Source organism: Aequorivita lipolytica (genome assembly GCF_007997135.1).
In the GTDB taxonomy this organism is placed as follows: domain Bacteria; phylum Bacteroidota; class Bacteroidia; order Flavobacteriales; family Flavobacteriaceae; genus Aequorivita; species Aequorivita lipolytica.
This window is the reverse complement of the sequence record NZ_VORU01000001.1, coordinates 300,851-318,843: the sequence shown is the minus strand read 5'-3', so window position 1 is coordinate 318,843 and position 17,993 is coordinate 300,851. Positions and strand designations below refer to the sequence as shown.

Sequence of the window (17,993 nt, the reverse complement as noted above, 5' to 3'; positions counted from 1 at the left end):
CCAAATTCTTAAATATCTTTATTTAATTGCGAAAGAAGTTCAAAAGAGCGTAAGCGTGCTGTTTGGTCATAAATATGGGCTACTGCAATAATTTCATTTACTCGTGTTTCGGCTACAAAATTAGTTAGTTTTTCACGCACCGTTTCTTTGCTTCCAACGAAGGAATATTGCATCATTTGCGAAATATGCGCTTCTTCCATAGCGCTCCAAATTTCTTGAATATTTTCTATCGGTGGCTGTAAAGGTTTTCTAGTATTTCGGATTATATTCAACATAAAAAGTTTCATGCTCGTTGCCAAACATTCAGCTTCTTCATCGGTATTGGCAACCACTACATTTACGCAAGCCATGGAATACGGTTTTGTGAGTTGTTTGGAAGCTTCAAAATTGCTATGGTATAAACTCAAGGCGTCGTGGAGGTGGGTTGGTGCAAAGTGGCTGGCGAAAGCATAAGGCAAACCTAGCGCGCCTGCCAATTGCGCACTATAAGTACTTGAGCCCAAAAGATACAAAGGCACTTCTAATCCTTCCCCGGGAATAGCTCTAACGGGACTGTGAGTGTTATTTTTTGAAAAATATTTTTCAAGTTCCTGTACATCTTCTGGAAAATCATTTACGGTTTCAGCACGTTCGCGCCGTAAAGCACGAGCAGTTTGCTGATCCGTTCCCGGCGCTCGACCGAGCCCTAAATCTATTCTATTCGGATAAAGAGTGGCAAGCGTTCCAAATTGTTCAGCAACTACCAAAGGTGCGTGGTTTGGGAGCATTACTCCTCCCGAACCTACACGAATGGTTTTTGTGCCTTGGGCTATGTAACCGATAAGCAACGGGGTGGCGCTACTTACAAGGCTTTCGGCATTATGGTGTTCGGAAATCCAAAAGCGTTTGTAGCCGAGTTCTTCAGCGTGCTGTGCCAAAGCAAGACTATTTTCCATTGCGGTTTTATGGGTGCTTCCTTGAATTACGGGAACCAAATCCAAAACAGAAAAAGGGATATTTTTTAAATTTTCTTCTTTATTCATTTTGCTCATATTTTGGCCCTTTCATACTGTAGTGGCCATTCCACATCTACATTTAATTCTTTTGCGGCGTGTAAAGCGAAATACGGTTGTCGCAGACTTTCGCGGGCATAAAGAATCAAGTCCGCTTTTCCTTCTTTTAAAATTTCTTCGGATTGTTCGGCAGTTGTTATTTGTCCAACAGCTCCGGTTAAAATATTTGCTTCTTTTTTAATCTGTGCCGCAAAAGGAACTTGATAGCCCGGCTCGCTGGGAATGGTTGCTTTTGGAACATTTCCGCCGGAAGAAGTATCGATTAAATCCACACCCAACTCTTTCAGTTTAATTGAAAGTTTTACCGAATCTTCAATAGTCCATCCGCCTTCGGTCCAATCTGTGGCTGAAATTCTAACGAAAAGTGGTTTTTCATTGGGCCATTCTTTTCGGACTACTTCTGTAACTTCCAATAAAAAACGGATTCTATTTTCAAAACTGCCGCCGTATTCATCCGTGCGTTCATTGGCCAAAGGCGAATAGAACTGATGGAACAGATAACCGTGGGCAGCGTGTATTTCAACAACATCATAGCCTGCTTTTTCGGCTCTATGGGTGGCGGCAACGTAATCGTTTTTTACTTTTTCAATTCCAGCGGCATCCAATGCAACGGGAGCTGGTTCACCTTCCCGAAATGGCAAAGCCGAAGCGGAAACTGTTTGCCACCCATTCTCTTGCTCGGGAGCTATTTTTCTGGCTCCATCTTTTGGCAATTGGTAGCTGGCTTTTCGTCCGGCGTGCGCCAATTGAATTCCAATCAAAGCATTTTGTGAATGAACAAAGTTGACAATCTGTTTCGCCTTTTCAATATGTTCATCTTTCCAAATGCCCATATCGGCGTGAGTAATTCTTCCTTCGGGCGAAACGGCAGTTGCTTCCTGGATTATCAATGCCGAACCACCAACGGCACGGCTTCCCAAATGGACGAGATGAAAATCGTTCGCGAAACCGTCAACGCTGCTGTACATACACATTGGCGAAACGACCATTCGGTTTTTGAAGGTTGTATTTTTTATTTTTAGGGGGGAAAAAAGAATGCTCATTTAGTTGATAGTTGATAGTTGATAGTTGATAGTTGATAGTTGATAGTTGATAGTTGATAGTTGATAGTTGATAGTTGATAGTTGATAGTTGATAGTTGATAGTTGATAGTTGATAGTTGATAGTTGATAGTTGAAAAATTATAAAAATTTGAAAAACCCGTAGGGTTTACGCTTTTTTAAATAGAACTGGTCGCTTTCGTGATGATATGCTTCCCTTTCAAACGAAATGTTTCTGTAAGCTTTATAACGATTCCTGTACTGAATGAACCTATATAAAAACTCAAGTCCGTACCACAAATAGAAAAAAACAATCAACAATTCTACTTGCTGGCGAAGATGAATTTTTTCGTGGTTTAAGAAAACCATGTCCTCTTTCATCAAATGATGCTTTACTACTACAAAAGGCCAAAGGGTCATTCCGTTGAAGTTTTTTCGGAGTAGTTTTGGGCGGACGAGTAGGATCAAAATAATGAATAATGAATAATGAATAATGAAATTTATTTTTTCAAAAACTGTCGCAATACATATTGTAAAATCCCTTCATTTTGGTAATAGGCAACTTCAATTGGAGAATCCAGCCTTGCAATTGCCTTGAATTCAATTTCCTTACCATCGCTGTTTTTGGCAGTTACGGTCACTTTTTTTGAAGGGGTTAAATCCTTTTCAATGCCTGTAATGCTGAAATATTCCTTTCCGCTCAAACCGTGCGATTTTGCGCTTTCGCCTTCCAAATATTCCAACGGCAAAACGCCCATCATTATAAGATTGCTTCGGTGGATGCGTTCATAGCTTTCTGCCAAAACGGCTTTTATGCCCAAAAGAAAGGTGCCTTTGGCAGCCCAATCGCGGGAGGAGCCGCTTCCATATTCTTTTCCGGCCAAAACTATGAGTGGGGTTTTATCTTTTATATATTTTTGGGCTGCTTCATAAACCGTCATTCCCTCGCCCGATGGAAGATGGGTGGTGTAGCCGCCTTCTTTATCTGATAACTGATTATTGATGCGAACATTTGCAAAAGTTCCTCGAACCATAACCTCATCATTTCCGCGGCGAGAACCGTAGCTATTGAAGTTTTTCTTTTCCACCCCTCTCGATATCAAATATTGTCCTGCGGCGGAATCTTCGGAAAACGCTCCCGCTGGGGAAATATGGTCGGTGGTAATGCTATTGCCCAAAACCAAAAGGGCTCGAGCGCCTTCAATATTCTTCAAATCTTTAGGTTCATCGGAAAGATCTCGGAAAAATGGAACTTCTTTAATATATGTTGAATCATCATCCCATTTGTAAATTTTATCATCCGGAACATCCAGATTTCGCCATATTTCGTTGCCTTCGAATATTTCACCATAATTTTTTTCAAAATCTTTTGGGGAAAGCACTTTCTTCATCACTTCGTGAATTTCATCATCAGTAGGCCAAATATCTTTTAGAAAAATAGCTTTTCCGTTGTGATCGCAAGTCAGTGGTTCCGTGGTCAAATCTATATCAACCCGGCCTGCAATTGCGAAAGCAACGACCAGCATTGGCGACATCAAAAAGTTCATTTTTACTTGTGGATGGATTCGCGCTTCAAAATTCCGGTTTCCCGAAAGTACCGAGGCTACAACAAGTTGCTGCTCTTCAACAGCTTTAGAAATTTGCGGAGGCAACGGTCCTGAATTCCCAATACAGGAAGTACAGCCGTAGCCAACCAAGTGGAACTTTAAGGCTTCCAAATCTTTCAAAAGGTCTGCTTTTTCAAGATAATCTGTCACTACTTTGGATCCTGGCGCCAACGATGTTTTTACCCAAGGTTTCACATCTATTCCTTTTTCGCGTGCTTTTTTGGCAACCAAACCGGCGCCAATCATTACAAATGGGTTTGAGGTATTTGTACAGGAAGTAATGGCCGCAATGGCTACGGAACCATCAGAGAGCATATATTTTTGATTGCCATTGGAAATCCAAACCGTTTTTAGGCCGTTCTTGGTTTTTGTCTCTATTTCAACATCTGGGCTGGGTTCTTTCGGAGGGTCTACAGGCTGGCTTCCGCCCTCCTCCCTCCAACGGGTTATGGCTTCTTCGCGCTCGGAAGGTTTTATGTATTTTCTGTCAAAACCACTATCCAGCAGTTCCACAAATTTATCCCTAAAGTCCTTTAAAACTATTTTATCCTGCGGTCTTTTTGGTCCTGCAACGCTTGGTTCAATTGTTGAAACATCCAGTTCCAAAACATCAGTATAATTTATTTCGTCTTCATCTTTTCGCCATAGCATATTGGCCTTGCAATAATCTTCAACCAACTGAATTTGTTCTTCGCTTCGGTTGCTGCTTCGCATATATTCCAGCGTTTTATCATCTATTGGGAAATAGGTAACGGTACAACCAAATTCTGGCGACATGTTTCCAATGGTCGCTCTATCCGGCACGGAAAGGTGGCCTACTCCTGGACCGAAGACTTCCACAAATTTCCCTACCACACCGTATTTACGAAGCAAGTTGGCAATAGTAAGCACCAAATCGGTTGCCGTTGTTCCAACCGGAAGTTTTCCGGTGAGTTTTAAACCAATTACTTCGGGGCTGATAAAATAAATGGGCTGGCCGAGGATTGCGGCTTCGGCTTCTATTCCGCCGACGCCCCAGGCTACTACGCCAATTCCGTTTACCATCGGGGTGTGGCTGTCAGTTCCCACAAGCGTATCGGGAAAAACCATACCGTCTCGGGCAATAGCTCCTTTGGAAAAATATTCCAAATTCACTTGATGGCAAATGCCCATTCCGGGGGGCACCACGCTGAAATTATCAAAGGATTTCTGTGCCCATTTCAAAAAAGTATAGCGCTCTTTATTGCGCTTGTATTCTTCTTCCATATTTTGCTGATAGGCGTATTGCGCCGCAAAATAATCTACCTGAACACTATGGTCTATCACCAAATCCACAGGAATCAATGGATTTATTTTTGAAGCATCACCGCCCTTTCGCGCCATTTCCGAACGTAGAGATGCAATATCAACAACCGCCGGAACACCTGTAAAATCTTGCATCAGAACACGCGCAGGTTTGAAGGCCACATCCTTTTCGCTTTTTTCAGGCTTCCAATTTAATATTGATTCCAAATGATCTTTTGTCACCGAAAAATCGTCGTAATTACGAAGCGCGTTTTCAAGAAGAATTCGAATTGAGAAAGGCATCTTTTTTATACTGTGCCCCTGTTTTTCAAGTTCTGGAAGGCTGTAGTATGTAAGTTCTTCTGTTGTGGTTTTTAGGGTCTTTTTGAGGCTGTAGATGTCTTGTTGCATGGCTGAATATTTTATGACAATTAAAATTACGCAATAAATACCGTGTTGAAGCGGTACATAATTTGTTTAACAGGGCATTAACAGGTTGGTTGGGCAAATATTCTTCAATAAAAAAAGCCTCCGGTTTCACAACATCCCGAAAGCTCTTTCCCCTCACATTCAAAAACTTAAAACTATTCCTTCACTATCTTTCTTGTAGTAGCACCATTTTCAGTTTCCAGCTGAAGCATGTACATTCCTTTGGTAAGATTTTCAATATTCATTTCGCTATTTTCAAGTGTAGCTCCTGTATCCCTTCCCAAAACGTCGTATAATTTTGCGGTTTTGAGAACAATTCCATTGGGATTATAAATATGTATAACACTAGATGCCGGATTTGGATACACACTTAACCTATTTAAAGAAGTATCATTAATCCCCAAATTATCACTTGCAATGGCAAAAAGGTTATTTCTTCGCGATAAGCCTTGACCCAGATGAGTAAGTGTACCAGTGGCGAGATCTACTGTATAATATTGATTCCATATCACACCATTTCTATAAGGCAGAGAAGCATACATTACATTGGTACTACGATCTACTGATAAACCACTCTGTACAGGGTAGAATCCATTAGGGCTCATATTGCCAAGTACTGTCCCCAAACCTGTGTTAATATCAATTGTATAGAGATTGCCCGTGTTGGCATCTGCGGCGTAAACAATACCGTTGTTATCAATTTCCATCGCCACACCATTAGCCAAGCCTGTCCCCGAGCCTATAGGAGTTAAAACACCCGTATTGATATTTAGGGAATAAAACTGCGTGCCCGTGTTGTTATTTGGGTCATGACTAAGCACATAATAGGTATCATTGGTAAAATTGTAGGATAGCTGAGATAAAAATTGTGGAGCAACTACCCCAGAAAGCGTTGCCGCATAATTTACTGTCCCTGTATTTAATTCAACAATTCCCAATAAATAATCGGGATCAATATATACAATAACGTACAAAACATCTTCATCATTAAAATCGCCACCAAGCATGGTAAATGTATTTGTGGAGATTACATTGTCTGGTGGATAATAAGGTCCGGCAAGTGGAACAGTTCCGTATTCCCCAAATGAATTTTGCACATATGCATGGGAAGCAACGCTTCTAAAATTATTCTGAAAATCTTGCGCCCAAATATTTTGGGCAAACAAGGAAATTGATAGCACGGAAAAGAAAATAATTTTTTTCATGATTTATGGTTTTTAAAGGATTATAACCACACATCGAGCGAGGGTATGAAATGTCATCACTTTTTGTTTGCAGAAAAGAAAAAAACCTTGTTTAGCAATTAATATAAACCCAAATCTCAGAATTGGCAATTGGGGATGCGGTTGTTTTCACAAAGAATGGAAAAATCGTGGACGGGAAAATCATAGGACTAAAAGATAATTCCGTAATAGTTGAATACGGTAAAAGGAACAAAAAAGTTGAATTAAAATATGATGAAGTGACACAAACCCAATCTTAAATAATTGGATAAAATATATGTTAAAGGCTATACTTGCAAAAGATTATAGCCTTTTTTGTAGCCTAATCGCCTCTATAAATTCCCTTTTGGGCGGTGTGGCAAGCAGCATACAATAACTTTCTTCCTTCTTCGCTCGCTCAAAAGGAAAAACCGCTAAAATTTTAGCAATCGCATCTGCCGTTTTCACAAGCACTGGAACTTCACAACCAAACTTCTTCGTTATTTCCTCTGAGATTTTTAAGAAAAACCCTTTTCTTTCTTCGCAGAAAAAAACACATTTCCACTCTGTATATATGTAACCACATTATCAAATCTCAAAACTTCAAAAAGAAGTTTAAGGTCGGCCATTTTCAGTTTTTTATGTCCGCCAATGTTAATGCCACGGAGAAGGGCGACATAGGTTTTCATATTAATAGGATTGTTGTTGGCTTAAAATTCTAAGCACAGTTATTGTATTATCAACGATGTTGTAATGGATAGAGTATTTGAAATGCTTTAAATGAACAATCCTGATATTTGCATAACGCACTTGAAACTGAAATGGATTAGATTGTATCCGAATCATCTGCAAGTGAAAATCTTTATGAAATCTCTCACCTATACCTATTGCACCAAAAAAACAATCAATCGTATTAAATTCAATATCAGCCTCCCGAGAAAATTCTAAATCAAAATCCATATTTCTTTCGGATTTCCGAATAAGGAATAGTTTCTAAGGTGCCATTTTTTTGTCTTTCCAGCATATCATCCATCATAGCCTTATATTCTTCCGAAGGTTCCCTAAAGTTTAGCGCCCTATCCTCAATCATAAATTCAAGATAATTTTTTAAGGAACGTTTTTGGAGTTTTGCCTGTTCTTCAAGAATAGCTATAGCCTTATCATCCAGCTCGATCAATTTTTTTGTCTTTCCCATTGTATATAGATTATATATATCAAATATATAACATAGCCCCCTAAACCCCAAAGGGGGAACTACAAATTTTTCGCAACAATAAAGCCACTAGTCCACGCATTTTGAAAATTGAAGCCGCCCGTAATGGCATCTATATTTAGCACTTCGCCAGCAAAGTAGAGATTTTTACAGATTTTACTTTCGAAAGTTTTGAAGTTTACTTCCTTTAAATCTACACCGCCGGCCGTTACGAATTCTTCTTTGAAAGTACTTTTTCCTGTAACTTCAAAAATTGAAGAAATCAGTTGGTTTGCAATATTCTGAAGATTTTCGCGGGTAGCTTCTGCCCAAGTTAGGCGTTCGTCAATTCCGGCAGCTTTAATAATACTTTGCCAAAGGCGTTTTGGCAAATTGAACTGGGCGTATTTAAAAATAGTCTGCTTTCCCTGCTCATTCTTCAATTCCTTCAAAGCGTCCAAGACATCTTCTTCGGAAAGATTATTCAACCAATTCACTTCAATATTGAAATGATATTTTAAAGGCTCCAACACCCGCGCGCCCCAAGCCGAAAGTTTCAGAATTGCTGGTCCGCTCAGTCCCCAATGGGTAATTAACAGCGGGCCGCTACTTTCCAAAATCGTTTTCCCCTTCCCATCCAGCACTTTCACGGATGCATCAGTACTCAATCCGGGCAAATCTACAATCCGCCCATCTTTAATATTAAATGTAAAAAGCGATGGAACGGCAGGAACAACGGTATGTCCCAAAGCTTCAAGTAATTGCCAAATCTTTGGGTTACTTCCTGTGGCAACTACAATCTTTTCTGCGGAAAAAGTATCCGTGGTTGTATTTATTATGAAATGATCCACCTCTTTTTGAATTGTTTTTACAGATTGATTCAGAAGAACATCAATTCCAAAACGTTTCGTTTCAGAAAGAAAACAATCAATAATAGTTTGTGAAGAATTTGAAACCGGAAACATTCTGCCGTCTTCTTCAATTTTCAGTTCTACTCCTCTTTTTTCAAACCAATCAATGGTATCGCCCGTCATAAAGGTATGGAATGGACCTAAAAGTTCTTTTTCGCCTCGGGGATAGTTTTGGATTAATTGGTTCGGAATAAATTCTGCGTGAGTCACATTACAGCGTCCGCCGCCAGAAATTTTTACTTTGGTAAGCACTTCTTTTCCCCTTTCGAGAATTATAATTTTATGATTGGGATTTATTTCCGCAGCATTAATTGCTGTGAAAAAACCCGCTGCGCCGCCGCCAATTATTATAACATCGGCCTGTTTCAAGCGGGTACTTTTTCTTCTGCAAAAGATTCGCAGAGCGCGATGGTTTCTTTTACATCGTCAAGCGTGGTGCGCGGGTTTATCAAGCACATACGCAATACAACTTGTTTGTTGAGCACCGTAGTTACCAACAACGCTTGTTGAGAATCTACTACATTTTTAGATATGCGTTGGTTCAGCGCATCAAGTTTTTTCTCTGAAAGTTTGTTGCCAATCGGGTTGTATCTAAAATTGATTACCGCCAAAGTAGCTGGCGAAATGATTTCCCAATTGGAACTTTTCCGAAGAAAACTTTCGGTGGCTTCCGCTAATTTTACGTTATAGGTAATTGCCTTTCTGAATTCACCCATGCCAAATGTTTTCACTGACATATAAAATTTCAAAGCTCGGAAACGACGCGTTAATTCAATCCCGTGATCGTAAAAGTTTATTTCAGAAGTGTTGCCTTCAATATCGCGGAGGTATTCAGGTTTCTCAGTGAAAGTTCCTTTCAGCCATTTGTGGTTTTTTATCAAAAGACATCCTATTTCATAAGGCTGAAAAAACCATTTGTGCGGGTCAATTGTAAGTGAATCAGCTTTTTCAATTCCTTTTAAAAGTTGTTTTCCATCATCGGCAAGAATTGCAAAACCGCCGTAAGCACCGTCAATATGGAACCAAATGTCTTCTTTTTTACAGATTTTCGCTATGTCTGAAAGTGGATCAACCGTTCCTGTGTTTGTAGTTCCTGCAGTTGCAATCAAGCAGAAAGGCTGTAAACCTTCCAAACGGTCTTTTGCAATGGCATTCTTTAATTTATTTAGTGAAAATTTGAATTCGCCATCGGTTGGAATAATTCGGATTTGCTCTTTTCTAAAACCAAGTACGCGGATTGCTTTTATGTTTGAAGAGTGCGCTTGGTCTGAAAGATAGATAATGGCTTTGCTAAAATCATCGCCACATTTTACTGAGCGCGCTGTAACCAAAGCCGTTAAATTTGCCATAGAACCACCGCTTGTAAAAATTCCACCACCTTTTTTCTGCGGAAAGCCGAACATTTTTAAGAGCCAGTTCATGGTTACTATTTCCATTTCGGCAGCAGCTGGAGAAGCTTGCCAACCCCCAGAAAATATGTTGAAGCCAGCCGTTAAGCTATCTGCCATTGCACTAATGTAGTTGCTGGGCCCCGGCACGAATGAATATGATTTTGGGTGCGAAACAATGTTGCTTTTAGTCATCACTTCTTCCAAAACAAAGTTTAAAACTTCGCGCGGGTCGCTTGGTTTTTCTGGCGCATCTTCAAGAAACAATAGCTCCATTTCTTCCCTAGAACCCGAAACCACGGGTAACTTTTCGTTCTGTGTTGCAAAGTGTTCAACAATGGCATCAACTACTTCATAGCCATAGGTTTTCATATCCTCCTGGCTCAACTCCAATGTTGCTTTATTCTGAATATTCACGTGTTTGTTTTTTATTATTTTGAAAGTGCAAAATTACGGTTTTAACAAAGGAATTCAGGCTTTAAACCAATAAAAAATGCCTTGACGAAAAGCCAAGGCATTGAATAAATTATTTGGTCAATTGCAGTAAAACTTTATTATTCAGTTTGAGAAATGGTCTTCGACTGCGCTCAGACTGACATATTTATTATTGAACAATCATTTTCTTTGTAACAGTTTGCGCATCATTGCTGAAATTCACAAAATACAATCCCGAGGGAAGATTTATCGGCAAAGTGTTCTGCCCTTCGGAAATACTTTTAGCAATAATTAAATTGCCTTGAATTCCAAAGATTTCAACTTTTTCGAAAGAAACTATATTATTGAAATTGATTTCGTTTTTTGCAGGATTTGGGTAAAAACTGAAGTTTTCAACCGTATTATCAGCAATTCCCAAAACGCCACAAAGGAAAGGATTAAAAATAACTTCACCCAAAGTTGGGTCGTCCACACTGTGAAAAATAACGTCTTCCACTTGCTGCTCTGTACTTTGCTGACCTTCTATCCAACAGTTGTTTTTGGCTGAAATGGTGTTCGCTGTATTATTATAAAGTGCATAAGTTTCGCCACCGTTTTCGTTTTCTGCAAAAATATTGTTGCCAGGATTGGTTGCATCGTCCCCAAGATTTATGGAAGCCGAGCCTTGAAGGGTTATTCCCCAAAGATTCCTGCGTATTTCATTTCCAGAGACAACTACAGCCGCACTTACCGTTGAACTGTTTAGGTTAATACCGCTTCCGCCAAGGTTTGGGTCACCTTGAATATTATTGTCTTCAATAATGTTATTTGTTATTTCCACCGAATCGTTTATACCAAGAATAGTAATTCCGTAACGGTTGCCGCGGATGGTGTTAGTTGCAATAATCACATTTAGATTGCCGCCCACAAAATTGGCAACGGCAATACCTCCAGCTTGGTCTAAGGCAGAATCGCCGATGATGGTGTTTTGGATAATTTGTAAGGGTTCGTTTGCTAAGGTAGTACCCAGATTAATTTGCGGGCGGTTGCTGTTGGCTTTATTATTACCTTCAATTGTATTGTTGAAGATAAAAGCCGATACCGCTGAATTTGCGGCAGAACCAATAGCGGGATTATCGTTAAAAGAAATTGTATTGTTTGTTATTTGCGGCATTCCACGCGAAAGTTGGATTGCTGCACTTGTAGTCGCTCCCGAAACATTGTTAATAATTGTGCAATTATCAATCGAAAAAGTTTCGGTCAAAACGCGAAGTCCGCCGCCGTATTGAATGGTTGCATTATTAATATCTATTTCCGAAAATTCTTCGAAACGAAATCCTTCATAAGGAGCGTTTTCATCCAAGGCAGTAATGGTGACTGAATTGGAATCTATCGTAAATGCTCCGAAAACGGTTATCAGTTTGTCGGCCGCAATTAAAAGCGTTAAGTCTGAATCGATAATAACCGCATCGTTCGCTGCAATAGTTAAATTTCCCAAAAGCGTATAATTACTTCCGGAAATTGTGACGGTGGTAGGGCTTGCCGCCGCAATGTCGTCCAGCGTCCAAGTTACGCCCGTGTTTGGGGTTGTATAATCCTGCGCAAGGACAAAAGCGCAAGTTAAAAGAGTAAATAAAGTACTAAAAATAATTTTTTTCATGGTTTGTTTTTTTTGAAGCCGTAAAAGTAGGAATATGAGGTTAGGCAAAAAAGCTATTTTAGTTGTTTTACATTTTTCTAAAAGAAGTAACTTTGAAAGATGATTTTATATATATTGATAATATTTTTTATTGTCAGCCCCTTTCTTCCGGCGACCCGAAACCCGCATTGGTTTTTCAGAACTGCAGATTTTGTAAGGTTGCAGTCCTTGTTTATCCAGTTTATTTTATTGGGATTGTTTCTGTATTTTGAAGAAAGCTACACTATTTTTAGTTGGGTATTACTTTCAGGTTTGGCTGTTTCCATAATATATCAACTCTTTAAAGTTGCCCCCTACAGCTCACTTTTCCCCAGAAGAAGATCGCACGCTACCAGTGACGGCAAAGTTTCAATTTTAGCGGGAAATGTGTTGCAGACCAATTCGTGTTATCCAAATTTTTTAAATGAAATAAAACGTTTTGATCCAGATTTGGTTCTCACCATGGAATCTAACAAAGACTGGGAAGATTGTCTTTCAGAGATTGAAAAAGATTATCCTTTTACCGTAAAAGTTCCTTTGGAAAATTTTTACGGAATGCATCTATATTCAAAAAGAGAATTACAAAATGTAGAAGTTAAGTATCAAATTGAAGATGATAAGCCTGCTATTTTTTTCGATTTCCTTATTGATGGATATTCTCCCATCTTTTTCTGCTGTCTGCATCCTGCACCGCCCAGCCCAACGGAAAATGAAACCTCAAAAGAGCGCGATGCAGAGTTAATGATTACAGGAAAACATATAAGAGAATCAGATAAACCCACTGTGGTTTGTGGAGATATGAATGATGTGGTGTGGAGCCGTACTACTAGACTTTTCAAAAAAATGACGGGAATGATCGACCCGCGTATAGGCCGTGGCTTCTTTTCAACTTATAGTGCCAATTACTTTTTTCTTCGGTTTCCGTTGGACCATCTCTTCCACACACCCGATTTATATGTAAAAAAAATGATTCGTTCCAAGAATTTTGGCAGTGACCATTTTGCGATGTATTATGAAATTCATCACAAAAAAAAGGTCCAAACCCCAAAAAACCCTAAACTGAACGGGGATGATGAAGAGGAGGTTGAGGAGTTGATTAAGGATGGAAAGGATAAAAAATAAAAAGCAAAGGCCCTTCGGCTGCGCTCAGGGTAAACTCCGAGACTCACTTTTGTAAAACAAAAAAAGCTCCAGTTTTCACTGAAGCTTTTTACTTTGTACAGGCGGAGAGACTCGAACTCTCACACCTCACGGCACTAGATCCTAAGTCTAGCGTGTCTACCAATTCCACCACGCCTGCATAATTTCAATTTCACAAGTTACCTAAAATCTATAGGAGCTTGCCATCTGTAGCACAAAGTGCGTAAGAGGGTGCAAATATAAACAAGTATTACAATTTACAAACTAAAATTTTATAGAAATATTCCTGTTTGCTAAAAGTGCGTTAAAGCGCATCAGCAAATAGGCTCCAAGCCCTATTGTTTTCAACAGGTTTTGTACTTTAGCAGTAATTCAAAAATCATAAAATGAAAAGTGCAAAACCTTACATTGAAAAAAACAAAGAACGCTTTGTGGACGAATTGGTGGAGTTGCTGAAAATACCTTCCATCAGCGCCGATTCAACTTATAAAAAAGACGTACTGAAAACTGCAGAAGCCGTAAAAAAACAACTTAAAAAAGCAGGTTGCGATACAGTGGAAATCTGCGAAACGCCTGGCTACCCAATTGTTTATGGCGAAAAATTAATCGACAAAAAACTACCAACTATTCTGGTTTATGGCCATTACGACGTACAACCGCCAGATCCGTTGGATTTATGGGAGAGTCCGCCATTTGAGCCAGTTATAAAAAAAACAAAGCTGCATCCCGAAGGCGCTATTTTTGCCCGAGGTAGCTGTGATGATAAAGGCCAAATGTATATGCACGTGAAGGCTTTGGAATATATGACCGAAACCGACCAACTGCCCTGCAACGTCAAGTTTATGATTGAGGGCGAAGAAGAGGTAGGAAGCAGCAGTCTGGAATGGTTTGTATCCAAAAACCGAGAGAAACTTGCAAACGATGTTATTTTAATCAGCGATACAGGAATGATTGCGAAAGACGTACCGTCAATAACTACGGGTCTTCGTGGCTTAAGTTATGTGGAAGTGGAAGTAACTGGTCCAAACCGCGATCTACACAGCGGACTTTACGGTGGGGCGGTGGCAAACCCCATAAATATTCTAACAAAAATGATAGCTTCACTTCATGATGAAAACAATCATATAACCATTCCTGGATTTTATGATGACGTTGAAAATCTTTCAAATGAAGAACGTATGAAAATGGCCGAGGCACCTTTCAACCTTGAAAATTATGAGGAATCAATAGGTATTAATTCAGTTTACGGCGAAAAAGGATATTCAACCAATGAGCGCAATTCCATTCGTCCAACCTTGGACGTAAATGGAATTTGGGGTGGTTACATTGGCGAAGGCGCAAAAACTGTGATTGCCAGCAAAGCATCTGCAAAAATAAGTATGCGTTTGGTTCCAAATCAGGATTGGAAAAAGATTACGGAACTTTTTAAAAACCATTTTGAAAGCATTGCTCCAAAAGGCGTTCGGGTTAAAGTAAAACCGCATCACGGCGGGCAAGCTTACGTTACCCCAATTGACAGTTTGGGTTACAAAGCCGCTGAAAAAGCGTATGAAGCAACTTTTGGAAAAACGCCGATTCCACAACGAAGTGGCGGAAGTATCCCAATTGTTTCTTTGTTTGAAAAAGAATTGAAAAGTAAAACTATTTTAATGGGCTTCGGTTTGGATAGTGATGCCATCCACTCGCCCAACGAGCATTTTGGCGTTTGGAATTATTTAAAAGGAATTGAAACCATTCCGCAGTTTTATCACTTTTTTACGGAGATGAGCAAGTAAATGTCGTATCGAGCGCAGACACGAGACTTTAATTCTCGACTGCGCTCGAACTGACATTATATTTTCTTCACAAAGTCAGTAATAATAACAATCTGCTGGCCGTCAACTTTACCTTCAATATATTTTTCGTTTTCGTGATCTAGAGAAATTCTGCGCACGGCTGTTCCCTGTTTTGCAACCATACTGCTCCCTTTCACTTTTAAATCTTTTATAAGAACTACGGAATCGCCTGCTTCCAAAATAACGCCGTTGCTGTCTCGGTGAATAACAACATCGCCTTTTTCTTCTGCAACACCAGCTTTTGCCCATTCTTTTGTTTCATCTTCCAGATACATCATATCTAGCAGATCCTGCGGCCAGCCTTCGGCTTTTAATCTGTTAAGCATACGCCAAGCCATAACCTGCACTGCGGGCACTGTGCTCCACATACTGTCGTTCAAGCAGCGCCAATGATTAGTGTCTACTTTTTCCGGGTCTTCAATTTGTTCTTTACATATTTTACAAACCCAAATGCTTGTTTCTGCCACATCTGTTGGGGAATTGGGCACTTCAAAAATACTTAGGTTTTCCTCCGAACTGCAAAGTTCACATTTATTACCGCTACGTTCTTGTAGTTCTTTTTCTGAATTCATTTTTTAAATTTTTTACTCCGTCGCCAAGGCTTTGGAGATTGAGGATGCAAAGGTAACCGATTCAATTAAAAGGGTCATTTGGAATTTCGGATTTAATCTTTTTGAAATTTTCACCCTCTATACTTGTAGAATTAAAATATTTATTCTACGTTTGTAGAGCAATAATTAAAACTCCAATAATGGCTTTGTCTAATTCCGAAGAACAATTGATGCAGATTTTGTGGAAACAAGAACGTGCATTAATGAAAGATTTAATAGATGCATACCCAGACCCAAAGCCTGCAATAACAACCATTGCCACGCTTTTAAAACGAATGCAGGATAAAAAATTTGTGGATTATATTCAACTTGGGCGTTCACGCGAGTACTTCCCTTTGGTAAAAAAGAAAGATTATTTTTCGAAACATGTTAATGGATTGATCAAAAACTTTTTCAACAACAGCCCTTCGCAGTTTGCGTCTTTTTTTACTGAAGAAACCAATCTTTCCAAAAAAGAGTTGGAAGATCTCAAAATGTTAATCGATTCAGAAATTAAAAAGAAACATCCATAAAAATAATGATGATTTTAAAACTAAACATTTTTGGATGTTCAATCAAACCATTAAAAAAATAATATTAACGATTGATTAATTGATTATGGAACTATACATTTTAAAATCCGCCGCTTGTCTCGCCCTATTCTTCGCTTTTTACAAACTGTTTTTGGAAAATACTTCCATTCATAATTTTAAGCGTTTTTATTTATTTGGAAGTTTATTGGCGTCCTTTTTAATTCCGCTGATAACTTTTAAAACGTATGCCGAAGCTTCGCCATTTATTGCAACTTATACCGCAGCCGCACAACAGCAGATTTTTATTGAAACCAAAGCATCAGTAAATTACTGGCCGTTTGTTTTATGGACGGTTTACGGTTTGGGTGTTTTGTTTTTCAGCTTGAAATTTTTCAAGAATCTTTTCAGTTTAATTCAAAAAATTAGGGAGAATCCTAAATACCGAAACAGTAGTTTTATCAATATCCTCTTAAATGAAAACGTCATCCCGCATACTTTTTTCAGCTATATATTCCTGAATAAAAAGCAATATGAAAACCATGAAATTCCTGCGGAAGTAATGCTTCATGAAGAAACGCATGCGCGTCAAAAACACAGTTTGGACATTGTTTTAGTTGAAGTTTTACAGATTGTTTTTTGGTTCAACCCACTGTTTTATTTTTTAAAAAGAAGCATAAAATTGAATCACGAATTTTTGGCAGATCGCGCCGTTCTGAACGCAGGTGCCGAAACTTCAGATTATCAAAAAATATTACTTGCATTCTCATCAAATGTTATTACGCCTACGTTGGCACATTCACTCAATTATTCATCCATCAAAAAACGTTTTACAGTTATGAAAACACACACCTCAAAAAGAGCCATTTGGTTTCGAAGTCTTTTATTATTACCATTGCTATCACTGTTAATTTATGGATTTAGCACGAAAGAAGTTGTTGAAAGAGAACTTACGAAAAAGGAAGTTCAATCAAAGATTGTCCAACAAAAAGCTACAAATGCCGAAATAGACGAATACAACAAACTGGCAAAAAAATACAACATTGTTAATATTGAAAAGCGAATCATCAAAAAGAATGATTTGGAACGATTGGAAATTATCTACAATAAAATGACCGATGATCAAAAAGTAAATGCTGAGCCATTTCCGAAAAATATTCCACCACCACCCCCAGCTCCAAAAGTTATGAAAGGTGAGAAAAGCGATATTCCGCCGCCGCCAATACCTCCAACTCCACCAAAATCATCTTCGCCCGTAAAAACGAATATTGATCAAAATAAACCCCTAGATAAAGCTGTTTATTATTATAACGATATGGTAATTGCTCCAGAAAAAGCAAACGATTTACTCAAGAAAAATGACAAACTAAGAATTTACATAACCAAAACTGAAAATGGAAATGGAACTGTTACCTTATCTGAAACACCAATTTCTGAAACTACAAAAGCATCTTCAGCAGCTAACGGAAATTTGTATATGGCAGCCGAGGCACCATCAGCGCCTAATGCAAATAAGTTAGAATACGTAAAGGAATTGGCAAAAAGAGGAGCGATATTCTATATTGGTCCGGATAAATACACGTCCGAAGAAGCAATTGAACTTGTGAAAAAGAGCACGAACGATGTTACTATAGATGTTAGCAAATATCCAATTGTACAATTAGGTGGCTGTTAAGTTGACAATAATTTCAAGAAAAATGCTTCCAAAGTTTAAAGTTTTGG

General features: G+C 38.9%; 18 protein-coding genes and 1 tRNA gene. 5 read left to right on the top strand and 14 right to left on the bottom strand.

What is annotated here, in order from left to right; all coding sequences use genetic code 11:
* Positions 1–8 precede the first annotated feature (8 nt).
* From ESV24_RS01335 to ESV24_RS01310, 5 genes are all read right to left on the bottom strand, one after another.
* A complete protein-coding gene (locus tag ESV24_RS01335) occupies positions 9–1,022 on the bottom strand; it encodes an LLM class flavin-dependent oxidoreductase (protein WP_111814110.1) in 1,014 nt (337 codons plus the stop codon).
* Positions 1,023–1,027: 5 nt separating this feature from the next.
* Complete coding sequence (locus tag ESV24_RS01330; RefSeq protein ID WP_111813674.1) at positions 1,028–2,095, bottom strand: NADH:flavin oxidoreductase/NADH oxidase; 1,068 nt, start codon at positions 2,093–2,095, stop codon at positions 1,028–1,030.
* 138 nt (positions 2,096–2,233) lie between these two features.
* Entirely contained in the window at positions 2,234–2,512 is a 279-nt protein-coding gene (locus ESV24_RS01320) for a hypothetical protein (RefSeq protein ID WP_415501059.1), read from the bottom strand.
* Positions 2,513–2,592: 80 nt separating this feature from the next.
* Entirely contained in the window at positions 2,593–5,373 is a 2,781-nt protein-coding gene (acnA, locus tag ESV24_RS01315) for an aconitate hydratase (protein ID WP_111813671.1), read from the bottom strand.
* 173 nt (positions 5,374–5,546) lie between these two features.
* Entirely contained in the window at positions 5,547–6,596 is a 1,050-nt protein-coding gene (locus ESV24_RS01310; protein ID WP_111813669.1) for a T9SS type A sorting domain-containing protein, read from the bottom strand.
* Positions 6,597–6,718: 122 nt separating this feature from the next.
* Here ESV24_RS01310 and ESV24_RS15705 point away from each other — a divergent pair, with 122 nt between their 5' ends.
* The gene (locus tag ESV24_RS15705; RefSeq protein WP_487246608.1) at positions 6,719–6,874 is read left to right on the top strand and encodes a hypothetical protein; all 156 of its coding nucleotides are present in this window, start codon (positions 6,719–6,721) and stop codon (positions 6,872–6,874) included.
* 43 nt (positions 6,875–6,917) lie between these two features.
* Here the strand turns inward: ESV24_RS15705 and ESV24_RS15565 are convergent, their stop codons facing one another.
* The 7 genes from ESV24_RS15565 to ESV24_RS01270 form a co-directional block, all read right to left on the bottom strand.
* Entirely contained in the window at positions 6,918–7,061 is a 144-nt protein-coding gene (locus ESV24_RS15565; protein WP_262510029.1) for a hypothetical protein, read from the bottom strand.
* A gap of 50 nt (positions 7,062–7,111) precedes the next feature.
* Positions 7,112–7,282, bottom strand: a complete 171-nt coding sequence (locus tag ESV24_RS15560) for a DUF1697 domain-containing protein (RefSeq protein WP_111813663.1) — start codon at positions 7,280–7,282, stop codon at positions 7,112–7,114.
* Between the two features lies 1 nt (position 7,283).
* Entirely contained in the window at positions 7,284–7,553 is a 270-nt protein-coding gene (locus ESV24_RS01290; RefSeq protein WP_111813661.1) for a type II toxin-antitoxin system RelE/ParE family toxin, read from the bottom strand.
* Positions 7,543–7,788, bottom strand: coding sequence for a hypothetical protein (locus ESV24_RS01285; protein WP_111813659.1), 246 nt, complete (start codon positions 7,786–7,788; stop codon positions 7,543–7,545). The genes ESV24_RS01290 and ESV24_RS01285 overlap by 11 nt, the downstream gene beginning before the upstream one ends.
* A gap of 59 nt (positions 7,789–7,847) precedes the next feature.
* Complete coding sequence (locus ESV24_RS01280; protein WP_111813657.1) at positions 7,848–9,065, bottom strand: BaiN/RdsA family NAD(P)/FAD-dependent oxidoreductase; 1,218 nt, start codon at positions 9,063–9,065, stop codon at positions 7,848–7,850.
* The gene (locus ESV24_RS01275) at positions 9,062–10,456 is read right to left on the bottom strand and encodes a pyridoxal phosphate-dependent decarboxylase family protein (protein WP_170227853.1); all 1,395 of its coding nucleotides are present in this window, start codon (positions 10,454–10,456) and stop codon (positions 9,062–9,064) included. The genes ESV24_RS01280 and ESV24_RS01275 overlap by 4 nt, the downstream gene beginning before the upstream one ends.
* A 232-nt stretch (positions 10,457–10,688) precedes the next feature.
* Positions 10,689–12,158 (bottom strand): T9SS type A sorting domain-containing protein, encoded by a 1,470-nt coding sequence (locus ESV24_RS01270; protein WP_111813653.1) that lies wholly within the window; start codon positions 12,156–12,158, stop codon positions 10,689–10,691.
* A 99-nt stretch (positions 12,159–12,257) separates the two neighbouring features.
* Here ESV24_RS01270 and ESV24_RS01265 point away from each other — a divergent pair, with 99 nt between their 5' ends.
* Positions 12,258–13,298, top strand: coding sequence for an endonuclease/exonuclease/phosphatase family protein (locus ESV24_RS01265; RefSeq protein WP_111813651.1), 1,041 nt, complete (start codon positions 12,258–12,260; stop codon positions 13,296–13,298).
* Between the two features lie 96 nt (positions 13,299–13,394).
* On the opposite strand, the gene ESV24_RS01260 is transcribed toward ESV24_RS01265, so the two are convergent.
* Positions 13,395–13,476 (bottom strand) — tRNA-Leu (locus ESV24_RS01260).
* A gap of 226 nt (positions 13,477–13,702) precedes the next feature.
* On the opposite strand from ESV24_RS01260, the gene ESV24_RS01255 reads away from it, so the two are divergent.
* Positions 13,703–15,091, top strand: a complete 1,389-nt coding sequence (locus tag ESV24_RS01255; RefSeq protein ID WP_111813649.1) for a dipeptidase — start codon at positions 13,703–13,705, stop codon at positions 15,089–15,091.
* Between the two features lie 56 nt (positions 15,092–15,147).
* On the opposite strand, the gene ESV24_RS01250 is transcribed toward ESV24_RS01255, so the two are convergent.
* Complete coding sequence (locus tag ESV24_RS01250) at positions 15,148–15,723, bottom strand: PhnA domain-containing protein (RefSeq protein ID WP_111813646.1); 576 nt, start codon at positions 15,721–15,723, stop codon at positions 15,148–15,150.
* 179 nt (positions 15,724–15,902) lie between these two features.
* On the opposite strand from ESV24_RS01250, the gene ESV24_RS01245 reads away from it, so the two are divergent.
* Together ESV24_RS01245 and ESV24_RS01240 are read left to right on the top strand one after the other, a co-directional pair.
* Complete coding sequence (locus ESV24_RS01245; RefSeq protein WP_111813645.1) at positions 15,903–16,274, top strand: BlaI/MecI/CopY family transcriptional regulator; 372 nt, start codon at positions 15,903–15,905, stop codon at positions 16,272–16,274.
* Between the two features lie 85 nt (positions 16,275–16,359).
* Entirely contained in the window at positions 16,360–17,946 is a 1,587-nt protein-coding gene (locus ESV24_RS01240; protein ID WP_111813643.1) for a M56 family metallopeptidase, read from the top strand.
* Positions 17,947–17,993 lie beyond the last annotated feature (47 nt).